Annotated in this window: 18 protein-coding genes; 13 read left to right on the top strand and 5 right to left on the bottom strand. The window is 39.3% G+C overall.

Annotation, left to right across the window (positions count from 1 at the left end; all coding sequences use genetic code 11):
• Nucleotides 1–330 precede the first annotated feature (330 nt).
• The 4 genes from H5119_RS07550 (at nucleotide 331) to H5119_RS07535 (ending at nucleotide 3037) form a co-directional block, all read left to right on the top strand.
• Nucleotides 331–564, top strand: a complete 234-nt coding sequence (locus H5119_RS07550) for an EF-hand domain-containing protein (protein ID WP_182701783.1) — start codon at nucleotides 331–333, stop codon at nucleotides 562–564.
• Between the two features lie 24 nt (nucleotides 565–588).
• Nucleotides 589–816 carry a hypothetical protein gene (locus tag H5119_RS07545; RefSeq protein WP_182701782.1) on the top strand — a complete coding sequence of 76 codons (228 nt, stop codon included), beginning with the start codon at nucleotides 589–591 and terminating at the stop codon, nucleotides 814–816.
• A gap of 160 nt (nucleotides 817–976) precedes the next feature.
• Nucleotides 977–1213, top strand: coding sequence for a calcium dependent protein (locus tag H5119_RS07540; protein ID WP_077535814.1), 237 nt, complete (start codon nucleotides 977–979; stop codon nucleotides 1211–1213).
• A 126-nt stretch (nucleotides 1214–1339) separates the two neighbouring features.
• Complete coding sequence (locus tag H5119_RS07535; protein WP_182701781.1) at nucleotides 1340–3037, top strand: amidohydrolase; 1698 nt, start codon at nucleotides 1340–1342, stop codon at nucleotides 3035–3037.
• Nucleotides 3038–3207: 170 nt separating this feature from the next.
• Here the strand turns inward: H5119_RS07535 and H5119_RS07530 are convergent, their stop codons facing one another.
• The gene (locus H5119_RS07530; protein ID WP_077535816.1) at nucleotides 3208–3444 is read right to left on the bottom strand and encodes a uroporphyrinogen decarboxylase; all 237 of its coding nucleotides are present in this window, start codon (nucleotides 3442–3444) and stop codon (nucleotides 3208–3210) included.
• Between the two features lie 283 nt (nucleotides 3445–3727).
• Between H5119_RS07530 and H5119_RS07525 the strand changes: the two genes are divergently transcribed.
• Complete coding sequence (locus tag H5119_RS07525; protein WP_077535817.1) at nucleotides 3728–4384, top strand: Crp/Fnr family transcriptional regulator; 657 nt, start codon at nucleotides 3728–3730, stop codon at nucleotides 4382–4384.
• A gap of 260 nt (nucleotides 4385–4644) precedes the next feature.
• Here H5119_RS07525 and H5119_RS07520 read toward each other — a convergent pair whose 3' ends face one another.
• Together H5119_RS07520 and pepB are read right to left on the bottom strand one after the other, a co-directional pair.
• Nucleotides 4645–5211, bottom strand: coding sequence for a phosphoribosyltransferase (locus H5119_RS07520; RefSeq protein WP_077535818.1), 567 nt, complete (start codon nucleotides 5209–5211; stop codon nucleotides 4645–4647).
• A 184-nt stretch (nucleotides 5212–5395) separates the two neighbouring features.
• On the bottom strand, nucleotides 5396–6691 hold the full coding sequence (gene pepB / locus H5119_RS07515) for an aminopeptidase PepB (RefSeq protein WP_077535819.1): 1296 nt from the start codon (nucleotides 6689–6691) through the stop codon (nucleotides 5396–5398).
• Nucleotides 6692–6977: 286 nt separating this feature from the next.
• Between pepB and sfsA the strand changes: the two genes are divergently transcribed.
• The 8 genes from sfsA (at nucleotide 6978) to H5119_RS07475 (ending at nucleotide 13361) form a co-directional block, all read left to right on the top strand.
• Nucleotides 6978–7697, top strand: a complete 720-nt coding sequence (sfsA, locus tag H5119_RS07510) for a DNA/RNA nuclease SfsA (protein WP_138584018.1) — start codon at nucleotides 6978–6980, stop codon at nucleotides 7695–7697.
• Between the two features lie 255 nt (nucleotides 7698–7952).
• Nucleotides 7953–8396 carry an RNA polymerase-binding protein DksA gene (gene dksA / locus H5119_RS07505; protein WP_077535821.1) on the top strand — a complete coding sequence of 148 codons (444 nt, stop codon included), beginning with the start codon at nucleotides 7953–7955 and terminating at the stop codon, nucleotides 8394–8396.
• Between the two features lie 20 nt (nucleotides 8397–8416).
• Nucleotides 8417–9361, top strand: a complete 945-nt coding sequence (gene gluQRS / locus H5119_RS07500) for a tRNA glutamyl-Q(34) synthetase GluQRS (RefSeq protein WP_182701780.1) — start codon at nucleotides 8417–8419, stop codon at nucleotides 9359–9361.
• A 146-nt stretch (nucleotides 9362–9507) separates the two neighbouring features.
• Nucleotides 9508–10932, top strand: a complete 1425-nt coding sequence (pcnB, locus tag H5119_RS07495; RefSeq protein WP_182701779.1) for a polynucleotide adenylyltransferase PcnB — start codon at nucleotides 9508–9510, stop codon at nucleotides 10930–10932.
• Nucleotide 10933: 1 nt separating this feature from the next.
• Entirely contained in the window at nucleotides 10934–11419 is a 486-nt protein-coding gene (gene folK, locus H5119_RS07490; RefSeq protein WP_077535824.1) for a 2-amino-4-hydroxy-6-hydroxymethyldihydropteridine diphosphokinase, read from the top strand.
• Nucleotides 11420–11450: 31 nt separating this feature from the next.
• On the top strand, nucleotides 11451–12245 hold the full coding sequence (panB, locus tag H5119_RS07485) for a 3-methyl-2-oxobutanoate hydroxymethyltransferase (RefSeq protein ID WP_077535825.1): 795 nt from the start codon (nucleotides 11451–11453) through the stop codon (nucleotides 12243–12245).
• A complete protein-coding gene (panC, locus tag H5119_RS07480) occupies nucleotides 12245–13093 on the top strand; it encodes a pantoate--beta-alanine ligase (RefSeq protein WP_138584016.1) in 849 nt (282 codons plus the stop codon). The genes panB and panC overlap by 1 nt, the downstream gene beginning before the upstream one ends.
• Nucleotides 13094–13124: 31 nt before the next feature.
• Entirely contained in the window at nucleotides 13125–13361 is a 237-nt protein-coding gene (locus H5119_RS07475) for a hypothetical protein (protein WP_138584015.1), read from the top strand.
• Nucleotides 13362–13595: 234 nt separating this feature from the next.
• On the opposite strand, the gene H5119_RS07470 is transcribed toward H5119_RS07475, so the two are convergent.
• Together H5119_RS07470 and phoR are read right to left on the bottom strand one after the other, a co-directional pair.
• Complete coding sequence (locus H5119_RS07470; protein WP_077535828.1) at nucleotides 13596–14564, bottom strand: PstS family phosphate ABC transporter substrate-binding protein; 969 nt, start codon at nucleotides 14562–14564, stop codon at nucleotides 13596–13598.
• 106 nt (nucleotides 14565–14670) lie between these two features.
• Nucleotides 14671–15987 (bottom strand): phosphate regulon sensor histidine kinase PhoR, encoded by a 1317-nt coding sequence (gene phoR / locus H5119_RS07465; protein WP_077535829.1) that lies wholly within the window; start codon nucleotides 15985–15987, stop codon nucleotides 14671–14673.
• Between the last annotated feature and the right edge of the window lie 16 nt (nucleotides 15988–16003).

Raw genomic sequence — 16003 nt, 5'->3', positions numbered from 1 at the left:
AGATTTTCAGTGGAAACAAGGCGAATTTACGCGTCAATAGCTGGCCTATTGCAAGTAAATTCAACGCAGTTAGCGCTAAAAATAGCTGCTCGAGATAGATTTATTACCCAGAGTTCAGGTTATTTATATATGTGTCTATTTAACGTTAAGAAAATTACGCTCAAACTCGTAAAATTATGTAGCAACAAGCACAAAAAAATTACATTAGAGTCAGTAATTTTTTCTTATCTATTGTGCCTTTAAAACCTAACCAATTGAAAATTAGCTAAAATAATTACTGGCACCCTTTTTGTATTAAGGGTAATTACTATATGCAATAAGGAAATAATTATGAACAACCGTATTTTAGTAACTTCATCATTACTAGCATTAAGTCTATTGACTGCTAACGCGTACGCTATGGATGTTCACGCGACTTTTAACGAACTTGATAAAGATAGTAACGGTACATTGAGCGAAGCCGAAGCAGGTGAAGATGCCGTATTGCATGAAAATTTCTCGCAAATCGACACGGATCAAGATGATCAATTGTCACTAAACGAATTCAAACAATTTATCCAATAAACTCATTTAATAAGGGATGTGATTATGAAACAATTTATAGCCGCTTTTTCATTAATTTTTTTAGCAATGAGTGCCACTGCTCTGGCATCACCAACGAATGTGCGTTTTGCCCATTTAGATAAAAATATGGACGGTAAAATATCAATTAGTGAAGCAACGCAAGATAAAGTAGTGATGAAACAATTTGCTGATTTAGACAAAAATGATGATGAAATGATCTCTAAGAATGAGTTTGGAAACTTTAAACCTTAACAGGTTAAGTTTTACTTAAGGTTTTATCAAGTAAAGTGAATTAAAGCATTTGCCATAATCCCTGAGGGAATGTGTAAAAGGATTTATTGTTGGGAGTTAAATTATGGCAAATGCTTTACCTACTTTTTTAAATTACTAATAATCTTTTGGAAGGAATACCATGAAGATACTCCCCTTTATTACGAGCATTTTAATACTATTGAGCTTTAATGCCTCCGCACTTGATGTAAAACAACGTTTTGATCACCTCGACATTAATAAAAGCGGTTACTTAACTTACGATGAACTTGAGCCTCAACCACATCTACTAAGTATGTTTGTGATCTGGGATAAAGATCAAAATAGACAAATTTCATTAATCGAATTCAAAAATTACTTAACCAATAATCTTTACTGAATATTTATAATGACACAAACAAGTTACACAAAGAAATAAGCCTTAAAAGCACGCCTAGTCAATTCATTGGTATTCCAAAAGTGAGTTTGTTAATGTAGGTTAATTAACAATAAAAATTAAGCAGCTATGCCACTCATAAAAATAATCAAACCACTCATACTCGCCAGCCTTTGTGCAAGCTCACATTATGCTATCGCACAAACAAAAGTTATCTATAACGCTAATGGCTATACGCCTTTGTATAAGAGTAAAATGCAAAAAGGTGAAATACAGCAGTTTTCGACCTTAGTTATTAAGGATGGCAAAGTGGTAAAAATAGGCGGCGACAAACTAAGAAACAGCTTCCCCAATGCAGAACTCATTGATGCAAAAGGTAATACACTATTACCTGGCTTAGTTGACGCACATGGCCATGTTATTGGCTTGGGTGATAATTTATCGCAACTCGATCTACGTGGTGCAAAGTCTATTAATGAAATTACCGACAAATTAAAAAAATTTGCAGCCAATAAACAAGGCTGGATTATTGGCCGGGGCTGGAACCAAGAGCTTTGGCACAACACAGGTTTTCCTACTGCTGCCGATTTAGATAATGTAGTAAATAACCAACCCGTTGTACTTTCCAGAGTGGATGGCCATGCAATATGGGTTAACTCAAAAGCACTTGAACTTGCCGGTATTACCGCGCAAACCATTGCGCCAAATGGCGGCGAAATAATTAAAGATGAATTTGGAAACCCCACTGGCATATTTATCGATAAAGCGGAATCATTAATAACTCAACATATGCCAGCGCCTTCAAAACAAAATATTAGCGATTCACTTGATGCCGCAGGCGAGCATTTACTCAGTTTAGGAATTACATCGACCCACGACGCTGGAATTGATAAAGCCACTTGGGAGGTTTACAAAGAACGCAGCGAACTAGGTAATTTACCTCTGCGCATTGTTGCTATGTTAAGTGGCGCTAGCCCTGATCTAAAAGCAATGTTAAAAGCTGGCAGATACAAAGATGCGAACGACTTTATGTCAATCCGCAGTGTGAAAGTATACGCCGATGGCGCACTTGGCTCTCGTGGTGCAGCACTTATTGAAGAATATGCAGACAGAGCTGGGCATCATGGCCTAATGCTCGAGACTCAAGAAAAGCTTGAAGAATTATTTACGCTAAGCTTTAAGCGAGGTTTTAGTGCAAACACCCATGCAATCGGCGATAAGGCAAACCAAATCGTACTTGATGCTTATCAAAATGTATTCAAAAAAACAGGGGGTATATTGCTACGAAACCGAATAGAGCATGCACAAATAGTGACACCCGATGATATACCTCGTTTTAAGGCTTTAAAAATAATTCCATCCATGCAACCCGTACATGCAACATCTGATATGCACATGGCGGAGCAACGCTTAACCGACAAACAATTAAGCGGCGCTTACGCTTGGCAAACATTTTTACAGCAAGGATCGGTTGTCGCAGCAGGATCTGATTACCCCGTCGAGCTGGCAAATCCTTTTGATGGGCTTTATTCTGCTATAACGCGCATGGATCATAGTCAGCTTCCTGACAGCGGTTGGCGTGCAAGCGAAATACTAAGCAGGGAAGATGCGCTACGTGCATTTACTTTAGGGGGCGCATATGCGGCACATCAAGAATTTAAGATTGGTAGCTTAGAGCAAAGTAAATGGGCTGATTTTATTTTGATAGATAAAGACTACTTTAAAGTACCCGTTAGTGAAATTTATAAAACGAACGTATTGCAAACATGGATTGCAGGTACTCTTCGTTATAAAAAAGATACAACCGAACAGACTATCGATAAATAAAAACTAAAAAAGGGTAAGGGCGTGTTGACCTTTGTGGATTGAAATTTGTTCAAACTAGGGGCGATTTAATCGCGGCGCGAGGTTTGTAACCTAGTGGGCTAAGTAAAAATCGAGCAACAAAGAGTTAATCGTCCCTAGAAAGAATCCAAAGGGCAGCCTCGCAATTGGTATTAGCTTTTAGGCGCTTCAACTTTAGGCTGGCGATATATTTTTATGATGTGATAAATATTTACGAGCGACAACAAGCCATTAGTAAAAATCACTGGCGCTGCATCTATGGCAACACCATATGCCGTAAATACCATACAACCAAACATGTTGTACCAACGTAGCTTTACTACATCGGTCATTGTTAATGATGCAACCAATAAAGCTGATGCAATATAACCTAAATATTCCCAACTCAATTGTTCTCTCCTAGGCTTTAGGTTAGCATTACATTACTGCTAACTTATGGCACTTATAAGTATTGCAAAATTACAACGAAATAAAAAAGCCAACTTGCTCAAAAAACCTTAAAAAAACTGTCGGCAACTGCCAACAACTTCCTAAATCATTACACGGGAAATGAAGGTAAATAATATTATTAGCAAAACTAATAATAGTAGCAAGTTAGCATAAATTCTTAGAGCCGTAATGCTAACGTCATTAAGGTGTAATAAATAGGACATTTGTCCGAAGAGCGCATTGATGTTTCAATACCATTTTTCTAGTTATCTTGTTGAACAGCTATTAACCTTTGCAGGTAGTAGCTATCAACAATCAAAAAAAGAAGTCCTGATCCACCAAGATCAGCCTTTAAGCAAGCTTGTGCTTGTACGCAGTGGCACTGTGTCGTTTAGTTACGACGTAGGTAATGGGCGACGCCTACTATTAGGACAATTGGATTGTAACAATACACTTATTGGTGAAATAGAAGCGCTGAACAATAATCCGTGTATTTATACGGTGACTTGTTTTAGTGATGTAACTTATAACCTTATTGAGTTAAGGCATTGGCGTGCTTTATTACTTGAAAAACCAGAACTAAGTTTATACACAGCACAAACTATAGCGGCTAAATTTCAAGAGAATCAAAAAATCAATTTAGATAAGCTATTGCTACCACTGAGCTACAACATAGCGAAAGATTGTTTATTAAGAGCCGAGAACAATAACCCTACGCTACTTAGAGCCTACCCTACTGTGAACGCTGAAGCTGAGCGCTTTGCCACCACGGAGCGAGCTTACAGGCGCGTTGTAACAGAACTGGTAGAAAAAGATCTCGTGCTCAGAAGTACCGATGGACTACAAGCAGTCGATATACCTAGGCTCAGTAAATACGTAGACAGTTTTGCTCAGCTTTAAACTAAATTTCACGCATAAAAAAAGGCCTTAACGGCCTTTTTTTACTTATACAAATTGCTAATTAACCTGAACTCTGGATAATAAATCTATCTCTAGCAGCTATTCTCAGCGCTAACTGCGTTGAATTTACTTGCAATAGGCCAGCTATTGACGCGTAAATTCGCCTTGTTTTCACTGAAAATCTCTGGCTAGAGAAAATAAATTTGAATATCACCATGATTCAATATGTTAGTAAATCTCTTAACCAGAGTTCAGGTTAATTACTTCTCTAGCAAAATGTCATGAATTTTCGCAAGATCAGATTTACCTTCAATAATTTCATCCGGTGTTAAACCCGATAGCTCATGCGGAAACACTAACCACTCTTCAGACTCATGAATATAATAATCTGGTACAGTGTCTACTTTTGAATTTTTTGGTTTGTAGTATGGGCACGCAATACGAATGTCGCGTGGTAAGTTCAAGCGCATAAGTTCTGAAAGCTTTTCTTTTAATGCAACAATACTTCGACCTGAATCAAATACATCATCAACAATTAAAAGTGAATCGCCAGCATTCGCGTTTTCTACAATATAATGTAAGCCATGTACTTTAATTTCTTTTGATTGCTTACCAATACCGTAATAAGACGATGTACGTACCGCAATATGGTCAGTCTCAATACCTTTGTAATCGTAATATTCTTGAACAGCAATACCGATTGGTGCACCACCTCGCCAAATACCAATAATAAAATCAGGACGAAAGCCATCTTGGTATACTTGTGCCGCTACGCGGAACGAATCTTCAAGCAGCTGTTGAGCTGTGATGTAGCACTTATCTGACATAATTAGAAACCCCAGTGGTGGATATAACGCTTGAGCGCAGCTTAGAGTTAAGCAAAAATTAAACTCAAACAGGTGTTGGCGACGGATTTTACCGCAAATGAAATAAAATTGCTTGCTCCACACACAAAAAAATAGGCACCTGTTAGTGCCTATTTGAGGTATAAAATGCATAATTTAATAAATACTATGCTTTTTCTAGTAAAGTTCGCGCAACCGTACGCATACCTTGAGTTGTTGCCCCTGCTGCCCATTGACTTGTGCTGCCCATGTTAAATGCAGCGGCTAAATCTATATGTACCCAGCCTTTGCCGTCGTTTGGCACAAAGCGTGACAAAAAGCCTGCCGCATTTGAAGCGCCGCCGTAACCGCCACCTTTTTGTGCACGGCTATTCGCCGTGTCAGCATAAGGAGATGGGCAGTTTTGTTGATGCCATTTTTCAAGAGGTAATGGCCAAGCCGCTTCCATTTCTTGAGATGCAAAACCTTCAACTTCGCGTGCAAGTTCTTTATCAAGTGCAAATAATGCATTGTACTCTTGACCAACAGCAACCAGCGCCGCACCCGTCAGTGTTGCTGCATCAATAATAAGTGGAGCGCCAGTCTCACCAGCAGCCATTAGGCCATCAGCAAGTACTAAACGCCCTTCTGCATCAGTGTTTACAATTTCAACAGTCGTGCCATTTTTATAAGTAAGAATGTCACCTAATTTGTATGCGTGACCCGAAATTAAGTTCTCAGCACAACATAAAAACAGTTTAATACGCTTTTCAATACCACGGTTAATAGCCAATGCTAAACCTGCAGTTACTGTTGCTGCGCCGCCCATGTCGCATTTCATACCAAGCATACCTTCGCTTGATTTAATTGAGTAACCACCTGAGTCAAACGTAATACCCTTACCTACAAGCGCTGCACTTACAGGTGCATTTTCGTCGCCTGTTGGGTTGTAATCAAGCTCAAGCAATACTGGTGGGCGAACACTACCGCGACCAACAGCATGAATACCAATCCACTGTTGTTCTAGTAACGCATCACCTTTAATAATTTGGTAACTTACATGTTCAGGCGCTAATGATTGAATAAACTCAGCCGCTTTTTCTGCAAGGCTTTCTGGATAAATGTCATCGGCAGTGCCGTTAACCATTTCACGCGCCCAAATTGCTGACGTTTTTAAATGAGCAAGTTCTTTAATATCTGATTGTGCGTTATCAACAAACTCAACACCGTTTAATGATTTTGGTGTTACAAAACCTTGATAAAAAGCCCATTGGCTCTCTGTACACCAAGTATCGCCTGCTAATTCAACGTTTTTAACGCCTTGGCTTGCAATAGTACGACCTGCTTTTTGAACATTTTTTAATGTTTCTTGTTCAGACAAATGCACCGTTGCACCGCGCTCGTTAAAAGATAACGATGCATTATCGCCCCAATGGCTTGGTGCAGACTGCTCGCTTAGTTGAACAACAAATTTTTCACTCATGTTAGAATACCTTTGCACTTAAATGTGCCACCGAGTTTACTATAGAGCGCTTAAGTTCCCAACAGCTTGAGATAAATAACATAAACCACACTGCTGTGCAGTATTTACACTTTGGAAGTTATACCAATTGCATTAAATTAGTGATCTATTATAGCGATAAGAAAATAGTTCAATAACAAGGCTAAAATTATGATATATAGTTGTTCTATATAAATAATTTTTAACGTAGTTAGTGAGTTATTTAATACGCTAAAATGATCATGTTTTTAATAAAATTGGTATTATTATGAAGTACACGCCAACTCTGCAACCTGCCACCTTGTTAAAGCGCTACAAACGTTTTTTAGCTGATTTACAACTAAGTGACGGCTCAGAATTTACCGCCCATTGCGCTAATACAGGTAAAATGACCGGATGTGCAGATCCAGGTTTTACGGCTTTTTATTCAACAAGCGACAACGCTAAACGAAAATACCCACATTCATTAGAGCTTACGCAAAATAATTTAACGCAACTTATTTGTGTAAACACAGCAATGGCTAATAAAGTAGTCGAAGAAGCAATAAACAATAACGTGATAAGTGAGCTCACCGACTACGAACAATTACAAAGTGAAGTAAAATATGGCAATGAGAACAGCCGTATCGACTTTTTGCTTACAAGCAACAATAAACCTAACTGCTATGTAGAAGTGAAGTCTGTCACCTTGCTGAGCCAAAACAACCCAAACAGCGGGCAAGGTTATTTTCCCGATGCACAAACACTGCGCGGACAAAAACACCTACGTGAGCTCATAGAGGTGGTCGAACAAGGTCATCGCGCCGTACTACTGTTTGCAGTTTTGCATGAAGGAATAAATACAGTAAGTGCGGCCGCACATATTGATGAAAAGTATGCCAAGCTATTAAGCCAAGCAATAACGGCTGGTGTTGAAGTACTAGCATACAAAGCAGCAATTTCAGCTCATGATGTTTTACTTCATAAAAAAATCGCATTTGTAGAATAATCGATAAGATTAAACATAGTAATTATAATAATTAACTTGTTTTTAAAGTTTTTGCCCACATAACTAGGCAAGTTTTAAAAAGCGAATACATGAATGAATAAAAGTGTAAATAAACGATTAATACACTTTTTGATCAGTAAACATGGTTGAAGCTAATTCGATTAATTAAAAATAAATTTGCCTAGGGTATAAGATTCTGTTATTTATACCGCCGGCTAATGCTGAGGCATTAAATTAAGGATTTAGGAGAGAATTATGCCAGACCAAAAGAAACATGGTTTATTGGCTCAAGCCGGTTTAGAACCATACCAAGAAAAACCAGGTGAAGAGTACATGAATGATGCACAACGTGCTCATTTTAGAACGATTTTAGAAACTTGGCGTAACGATCTTCGCAATGAAGTTGATCGCACTAAGTCGCACATGCAAGATGAAGCAGCCAACTTTCCTGACCCAGTTGACCGCGCAGCGCAAGAAGAAGAGTTCTCTTTAGAACTTAGAACGCGTGACCGCGAACGTAAATTAATCAAAAAAATTGAAAAAACAATTAATTTGATTAAAGAAGATGATTTTGGCTTTTGTGAGTCTTGTGGTATTGAAATTGGCATTCGCCGCTTAGAAGCGCGCCCAACTGCCGATTTATGCGTAGACTGTAAAACGCTTGCTGAAATCAAAGAAAAGCAATCTGGACGCAGCTAATTAACCTCTATTAATTAGTTATGTCTCCTACAGCCGTTACTGCGCCTATGCGTAAATATCGCGGTCGTTTTGCACCGTCTCCTTCTGGGCCATTACATTTTGGCTCACTTGTAGCGGCTGTGGGTAGTTACCTTGATGCTAAAGCAAACAAAGGTAAGTGGTTGGTCCGTATCGAAGATATAGACACCACCCGCGTTATAAAAAACGCGGATACCGACATCCTTAATACTTTACAAGCCTATGCCCTGTACTGGGATGAACCCGTTGTGTATCAAACGCAGCGCCTTACTCTCTATCAAGAAATTATTGACTCTCTCCTAAAGCAGCAACTTGTTTACGGCTGCAACTGTACCCGCAAACAAATAAAAGCACTTGGGGGAATTTACCAAGGTCATTGTAAATCGCTCAATAACACTATTGATTCGAGTGCATTACGTTTAACCCAGTGTCATGCAATGACTCAATTTAATGATTTAATTCAAGGCGATATAACCGTTAATACCGCCCTCGCCCATGAGGATTATTTAATTAAACGTAGCGATGGCTTATTTGCATATCAACTTGTTGTGGTTGTTGATGATATTGAGCAAGGCATTAATCGTGTTGTTAGAGGAGCCGATTTAATTGAGCCAACAGCACGGCAAATTAGTTTGTTTAAGCAGCTAAATGCAGCGATACCTGAATTTGCCCATTTACCGTTAGCTGTGGCAGAGCCTGGATTTAAACTATCTAAACAAAACTATGCCCCAGCTATCAGTAAAAGCAACCCAAAACCAGCCTTAATAAGTGCATTTGAGTTTTTAGGGCTGCCCACTCATGCCAATTTAATGGATTTATCTATTGAGCAACTCATGGCTTGGGGAGTCGATACATTTAGCTTAAAACAAGTTCCACGCGTGCCTGAAATACAAATTTCTCAACATCCAACTAGCCAAGTCATCCAATTTACTCTATTAAGTAAATAAAAATTGCTAAAAACAGCTTAATTTCAACACATCAACTTAATTTTTAAACCCTGCTGGTATATGATAGCCGCCTAAATATATGCTATTTACGTTAAACAGCAAGTGATGCGTTATAACACCAACTACTTGCTGTAATTTTGATTGCGATGGCGAGCCAATCAACACCTTCTAGGAGACAGATTATTATTTCCAAGCTTTTTCAATTTTGCAGACAAATAATCGGCCCAAATACCAGTGCCGAAAACGCCTCTGTAAGCAGCGAACCTTTAGTGATCACTCGTGGTGAGCATGGTATTTCTCGCAAACAATTTAGCCCAAATGCAATCAAAGTACTTTATCGTTTAAAAGACGGTGGTTACGATGCCTACTTAGTTGGTGGTTGTATTCGCGATATATTGTTAGGCCAGCAGCCAAAAGATTTTGATGTTGTTACCAATGCCACCCCAGATCAAGTAAAAAAACTATTTAGAAATTGTCGCTTAATAGGCCGCCGTTTTCGTTTAGCACATATTGTATTTGGCCGTGAAATTATTGAAGTGGCGACAATGCGTGGACACCACGAAGCGCCAGAAGATAAAAACCAAATAAGCCAGTCAAGCGATCAAGGTCAATTACTACGTGATAACGTATTTGGCAGTATTGAAGAAGACGCCGAGCGTCGTGATTTTTCTATCAATGCCCTTTATTACTCTATTAACGATTTTAGTATTCACGATTACGCTAACGGTTTAGCTGCAATTAAAGCAAAACAAATTGAACTGATTGGCGATCCTGAAACACGTTACCGTGAAGACCCTGTACGCATGTTACGTGCGGTTCGCTTTGCGACCAAACTTGACATGAGTATCGCGCCAAAAAGTGAAAAGCCTATCGCTGAATTAGCAAGTTTACTTGATAATATTCCGCCAGCGCGTTTGTTTGAAGAAGTACTAAAACTGTTTTTAAACGGCAAAGCTGAAGCAAACTTTTTAATGCTACGTAAATATGGCTTGTTCAAAGCGTTATTTCCGGAACTTGATCAAATTTTAGACCAGAACCCTAATGGTCTTGAACATATGTTAGTTCAGCAAATGTTCCAAAATACCGACAAACGTATCATTGCTGATAAAAAAGTAACGCCTGCATTTATCTTTGCTGCATTACTTTGGTTCCCGTTATTAAAACACACTAAACAAATTCAAGAACGAGAGCAGGTACTTGAGTACGATGCTTTTGCACAGGCAATGAACAAAGTACTAAGCGAAAGTGCGCAACATATTGCAGTACCAAAGCGCTTTACACTTGGTGCGCGCGATATTTGGCACATTCAGCATCGTTTAGATAAGCGAGCTGGTCAACGTGCTTACAGATTAACGCAACAACCTCGCTTTAAAGCCGCTTACGACTTTTTATTATTACGCGTAAGTGCAGGCGAAACACAGCATACAGAGCTTGCACAGTGGTGGACACAATACCTGGGCCAAGATATAAATGGCCAAAAAGACATGGTTAAAAATCTAGGTCATCAAGGGGGTCCAAAACCACGTAAACGACCTCGCCGCCGCGCACCTAAAAAGCCAACAGAGCAATAATATGCACTGTGTTTATTTAGGTTTAGGTGCTAATTTAAACTCACCAAAAGAGCAACTTGATAATGCGATAACCGCAATCAAGCAATTGTCTTTTTGTGAGTTTGTGAGCGTATCGCATTACTATGCGAGTAAACCTATGGGCCCGCAAGATCAACCCGACTACATAAATGCCGTTGCGTGTATTAAAACAAGCCTTGAACCAGAACAGCTCCTTGATTTAACACAACGCATAGAACTTGAGCACGGCCGTGTTAGAAAAGCCGAGCGTTGGGGCCCTCGCACACTTGATATAGACACCTTATTATTTGGCGATCGAGTAATAAATACCGAACGTTTAACCGTTCCACATTACGGTTTAAACGTTCGTGAGTTTGTAGTGTATCCACTATTAGAGCTGGCACCTGAACTTATTTTACCTAGCGGTGTTGCATTACAAGCTATTGCAGATAACTTACCGCTCAACGACTTACAGCAATTACCTCTGTAATTAACTTAGGCTGATGCCTGCGAGGAATATTATGTCTAAAATCACCGTTTCTACTTTAAATAAAATGAAAGCAGAAAATAACAAAATTACTGCGTTAACGGCATACGACGCCAGTTTTGCAAAGTTATTTCATGATAACGGCGTTGAAGTTATTTTAGTAGGCGACTCTCTAGGCATGGTGCTGCAAGGCGGCGACGACACCCTGGGTGTAACTAACCAAGATATTGCATACCACACCCGCTGTGTACGTGCGGGTAGTCGTGAATTATTTGTGATTGCAGACTTGCCATTTATGACCTACTCAAGCGTTAGTGATACGTGTAAAAATGCCGCTGAGCTAATGCGTGCTGGCGCGAATATGATAAAGCTCGAAGGCGGAGAATGGCTTTACGAGAGTATTAAAACTCTCACGCAACAAGGCATTCCTGTGTGTGGCCATTTAGGCCTTACACCGCAGTCTGTTCATGTATTTGGTGGCTTTAAAATACAAGGTCGTGAAGAAACTCAAGCACAAAAAATAATTGATGATGCAAAAGCACTCGAAGCCGCAGGCGCACAATTATTAGTACTTGAATGCATTCCAAGCGCCCTCGCAAAGCGTATTACAGACGCACTAAGCATCCCAACTATTGGCATTGGTGCAGGCAGCTTAACTGACGGCCAAATATTGGTAATGCATGATCTCGTTGGTATTTCAGCGGGCTATATTCCTAAATTTTCTAAAAACTTTTTATTGGAAACAGGCAATATGCCTCAAGCTGTTCAAAAATATTGTACAGACGTTAAAAGTGGCGCATTTCCTAGCGCTGAACATGAGTTTAAATAATGCAGTCAATTACTGAAATAAAATCGTTACGTAGTCAAATTAAGGCATGGCGCGAAGCTGGTCTTAGCGTAGCACTTGTGCCAACTATGGGTAACTTGCATCGTGGGCATTATTCTCTAGTTGAGAAAGCAAAAACACTGGCCGATAAAGTGGTTGTTAGTATTTTTGTAAATCCGATGCAGTTTGGCGCGAATGAAGATTTAGATAATTACCCTCGTACGCTCAACGAAGATAAACATGGCCTTGCAGAGCTAGGCACTGATATTGTATTTACCCCAAGTGTAGACACAATCTACCCAAATGGATTAGGTGCGCAAAGCTTTGTAGATGTGCCTGGTATTTCATTAGGTTATTGCGGCGGCTCACGCCCAGGCCACTTTAGAGGTGTTGCAACGGTTGTTACTAAATTATTTAATTTAGTTCAACCTGATTACGCCTGCTTTGGCGAAAAAGATTTTCAGCAGCTACAAGTAATTAAAACCATGGCGCATGACTTGTCTATTCCGGTAGAAATTATTGGTGTACCTACAATGCGTGAAGTCAGTGGCCTTGCCATGAGCTCACGTAATGGTTACTTATCAGATGAGCAAAAACAAACTGCAACGGTTTTATTTAACACATTAAAACATTGCGCTGAGCAGTTAAAAAACGGCAAAAAAGACTTTGCACAGCTTGAAGCTGCAGCAAAACAAAGCTTAGAACAGGCTGGCTTAAAACCAGATTATTTTGAGATAGCTCAACGAGATACATTAAAAACTGCTAAACTCGAAGATACCAAATTTATTATTTTAGCCGCAGCCTATTTTGGTAATGTTAGATTGATCGACAACATACAGGTCGAAATTTAATATTATTGCGACTCACTTTTTAAGGATTAACATGCACACTTTAATAAAAACAAGCGTAGTCGCCCTAACTTTTGTATTTTTAGCCGGTTGCCAAAATAAGATAGAAAATCCAGAACTTAATCAATGTGCTCAACAAAACTACCAGTGCGAAAGCACCTGCGAGCAGCAATCAAGTGGCGAAGGTTTAAAACTGCAAGTATGCTCAGGAAAATGTGTTGAAAGCTATAACCAATGCAAAGCTCAGGCAGAAAAATTAGGTAGTATTTAATTCTCTAAAGTTTTTAGTTTTAGGCACAAAAAAACCGCTTAATGAGCGGTTTTTTATTGCCTATGGTTTATTATACCAATTTTATTAAAAACATGATCATTCTAGCGTATTAAATAACTCACTCACTACGTTAAAAATTATGATACATAGAACAACTATGTATCATAATTTTAGCCTTGTTATTGCGCTATTTTCTTATCGCTATAATAACTCACTAATTTAATGCAATTGGTATTAGTTTAAACCAAGCTTTTTAAGTTCTACTTTAACTAACTTTGCAGATAGTGGTACATACCCATCTTTTTCTACAATTTGCTGACCATCTTTTGAAAGTACCATTCTTAAAAATTGTTCTTCCATAGGTGATAGCGGTTTATTTGGGTGTTTGTTCACGTATACATATAAAAAGCGAGACAGTGGATACTTACCTTGAGCAACGTTATCTAGTGTTGCATCAACAAAGTTATCGCCTTTTTTAGCAAGTGGCACTGTACGTACGCCCGATGTTTTATAACCAATACCAGAATAACCAATTGCATTTAGTGACGATGAAATTGATTGTACTACTGATGCAGAACCTGGTTGCTCATTTACATTGTTACGGAAATCACCTTTACACAATGCTTTTTTCTTAAAGTAACCATAGGTACCTGATACCGAGTTACGTCCATAAAGTTGAATATCGCGTGCTGCCCAGTTACCTGTTAAACCAACTTCACTCCAACGATTAACTTGCTCAGGAGCACCACACTTGCGAGTAGATGAGAAAATAGCATCTACTTGGTCAATACGAAGACCTTCAATTGGGTTATCTTTGTGTACGTAAACAGCAAGTGCATCAATAGCTACGCGAACTGCTGTTGGTTTGTAACCGTAACGTTTTTCAAACGCTTCGATTTCTTTTGATTTCATTGCACGGCTCATAGGACCGAGGTTAGCAGTACCTTCGGTTAGTGCCGGTGGTGCAGTAGATGAACCTGCAGCTTGAATTTGAATATTTACATTTGGGTAAATACGTTTATATTCTTCAGCCCAGAACGTCATCATGTTGGCTAGAGTGTCAGAGCCTACCGATGAAAAGTTACCTGAAACACCACTAATTTTTTGGTACTCAGGGATATCTTTGTCTAGTGCAACTGCTTGTGCAGATACGAAAGTTGTAACAGCCACACCCATTGCGGCAACTAAGTTTTTAAATCTCATGGTGGATTCTCCGGTTTGTTCGTTCCATTTTCTAACTGTTGCCCACTCTAAAGTGAGTACATGACAGTTAGATTACTCTTAAGTGACACTTTTATGACTTTACTTATCAAGCTATTTCTTTAGCTAATGGAACTATCTTATCTATTGAAAAACAAAAAGAAAAACACGATCCTTTAGCTAATTCGCTAGTAATATTTAACTGGCTATCATGGCGGGTTAGTACGTGTTTTGTAATTGCAAGGCCTAAGCCTGACCCTCCCGTTGTTCTACTGCGTGCTTTATCTACTCGATAAAAACGTTCAGTTAAACGGTTAATATGCTCAGGTGCAATGCCATCACCATTATCGGTTACTGTAAAACACGCCAGATCATTTTTACGTTCCCAGCACACGTTTACTTTACCGCCAGGCTTTGTGTAATGAATTGCATTAAATACCAAATTAGAAAACGCACTACGCAGCTCATCCTCAGAACCTTTAATATCTAAACTGTCATCTATATCAAAAATCAGTTCGTGTCCTTTATCCTGATTGATTGATTGCGCTTCGGTTTTAATATAACTAAGTAGCAGAGGGACATTAATCGCTTTGTCGTTATCTTGACGGCGTGCGCCCTCAATACGCGAAAGCGATAATAACTGACTCACTAAACTGTCCATGCGTTTACATTGCTCAAGCATGGTTTTTTGCGCTTTACCCCACATAGCCGGTGGCGGCATCATGTCGCTATCCATCATCTCAAGATAGCCCGTAACGACCGTAAGCGGAGTACGTAGCTCATGCGACACATTGGCAACAAAGTCTTTACGCATTTGTTCTAGTTGCTTCAACCGCGTTACATCACGCACCACAACCATAAGCTGTGTGCTTGCGTACGGCATAACCCTAAACTCAAGTATTTGTTCTACAGCATGCCCGTTATCAAGTTCGAGAGCATCGTCAAATTCACCTTTGTGCATGTATTTAGCAAACTTAGGCTCACGAATTAAATTATCAAGCCGTTGACCATGATCGGTTGGCCACTGCAGACCAAGTACTTTAAGCGCTAATTGGTTGCACCAGACAATACTTAAATCATTTTGTAATACGATAACGGCATCGGGTACGGCTTCTGCTCCATCGCGAAAACGACGAATTAAATCGGCAAGTTCATTACGTTTTTTACGGTTGCGATGTTGCAGGTGGTAAATGCCTTCAAATACTTGCTCCCACGCGCCTTCACCTTCAGGCGGATTAAAACTGCGCTGATTTAAAAGCCAATCGCTCAAACGGTATAGTTGATGGTAATGCCAAATAAGGAGGGAAAAAGATCCTAAAAATAAAAGCAAAAATGGTGCGCCAACTAGCACACCAATTAGTAGTAAGGGTAAAAAATAGATAAACAGACGCTTTACTAACGCCTGCTTATTAACAACTCGATACATACACTCACTTTACCTT

Source organism: Pseudoalteromonas sp. SG45-5 (assembly GCF_014164085.1).
Taxonomy (GTDB): Bacteria; Pseudomonadota; Gammaproteobacteria; order Enterobacterales; family Alteromonadaceae; genus Pseudoalteromonas; species Pseudoalteromonas aliena.
Note: the sequence above shows the minus strand (reverse complement) of the source record. Positions and strands in the feature narration are given on the sequence as shown.

Bases quoted from the DNA above. Each gene is read 5' to 3' on its own strand.
- gluQRS (WP_182701780.1), top strand. From the start codon at position 8,417: ATGTCTCCTACAGCCGTTACTGCGCCTATGCGTAAATATCGCGGTCGT.
- H5119_RS07520 (WP_077535818.1), bottom strand. From the start codon at position 5,211: ATGTCAGATAAGTGCTACATCACAGCTCAACAGCTGCTTGAAGATTCG.
- sfsA (WP_138584018.1), top strand. From the start codon at position 6,978: ATGAAGTACACGCCAACTCTGCAACCTGCCACCTTGTTAAAGCGCTAC.
- folK (WP_077535824.1), top strand. From the start codon at position 10,934: ATGCACTGTGTTTATTTAGGTTTAGGTGCTAATTTAAACTCACCAAAA.
- H5119_RS07545 (WP_182701782.1), top strand. From the start codon at position 589: ATGAAACAATTTATAGCCGCTTTTTCATTAATTTTTTTAGCAATGAGT.
- pepB (WP_077535819.1), bottom strand. From the start codon at position 6,691: ATGAGTGAAAAATTTGTTGTTCAACTAAGCGAGCAGTCTGCACCAAGC.
- H5119_RS07540 (WP_077535814.1), top strand. From the start codon at position 977: ATGAAGATACTCCCCTTTATTACGAGCATTTTAATACTATTGAGCTTT.
- H5119_RS07475 (WP_138584015.1), top strand. From the start codon at position 13,125: ATGCACACTTTAATAAAAACAAGCGTAGTCGCCCTAACTTTTGTATTT.
- H5119_RS07550 (WP_182701783.1), top strand. From the start codon at position 331: ATGAACAACCGTATTTTAGTAACTTCATCATTACTAGCATTAAGTCTA.
- H5119_RS07535 (WP_182701781.1), top strand. From the start codon at position 1,340: ATGCCACTCATAAAAATAATCAAACCACTCATACTCGCCAGCCTTTGT.
- panC (WP_138584016.1), top strand. From the start codon at position 12,245: ATGCAGTCAATTACTGAAATAAAATCGTTACGTAGTCAAATTAAGGCA.
- H5119_RS07525 (WP_077535817.1), top strand. From the start codon at position 3,728: ATGTTTCAATACCATTTTTCTAGTTATCTTGTTGAACAGCTATTAACC.
- H5119_RS07470 (WP_077535828.1), bottom strand. From the start codon at position 14,564: ATGAGATTTAAAAACTTAGTTGCCGCAATGGGTGTGGCTGTTACAACT.
- panB (WP_077535825.1), top strand. From the start codon at position 11,451: ATGTCTAAAATCACCGTTTCTACTTTAAATAAAATGAAAGCAGAAAAT.
- phoR (WP_077535829.1), bottom strand. From the start codon at position 15,987: ATGTATCGAGTTGTTAATAAGCAGGCGTTAGTAAAGCGTCTGTTTATC.
- dksA (WP_077535821.1), top strand. From the start codon at position 7,953: ATGCCAGACCAAAAGAAACATGGTTTATTGGCTCAAGCCGGTTTAGAA.
- pcnB (WP_182701779.1), top strand. From the start codon at position 9,508: ATGGCGAGCCAATCAACACCTTCTAGGAGACAGATTATTATTTCCAAG.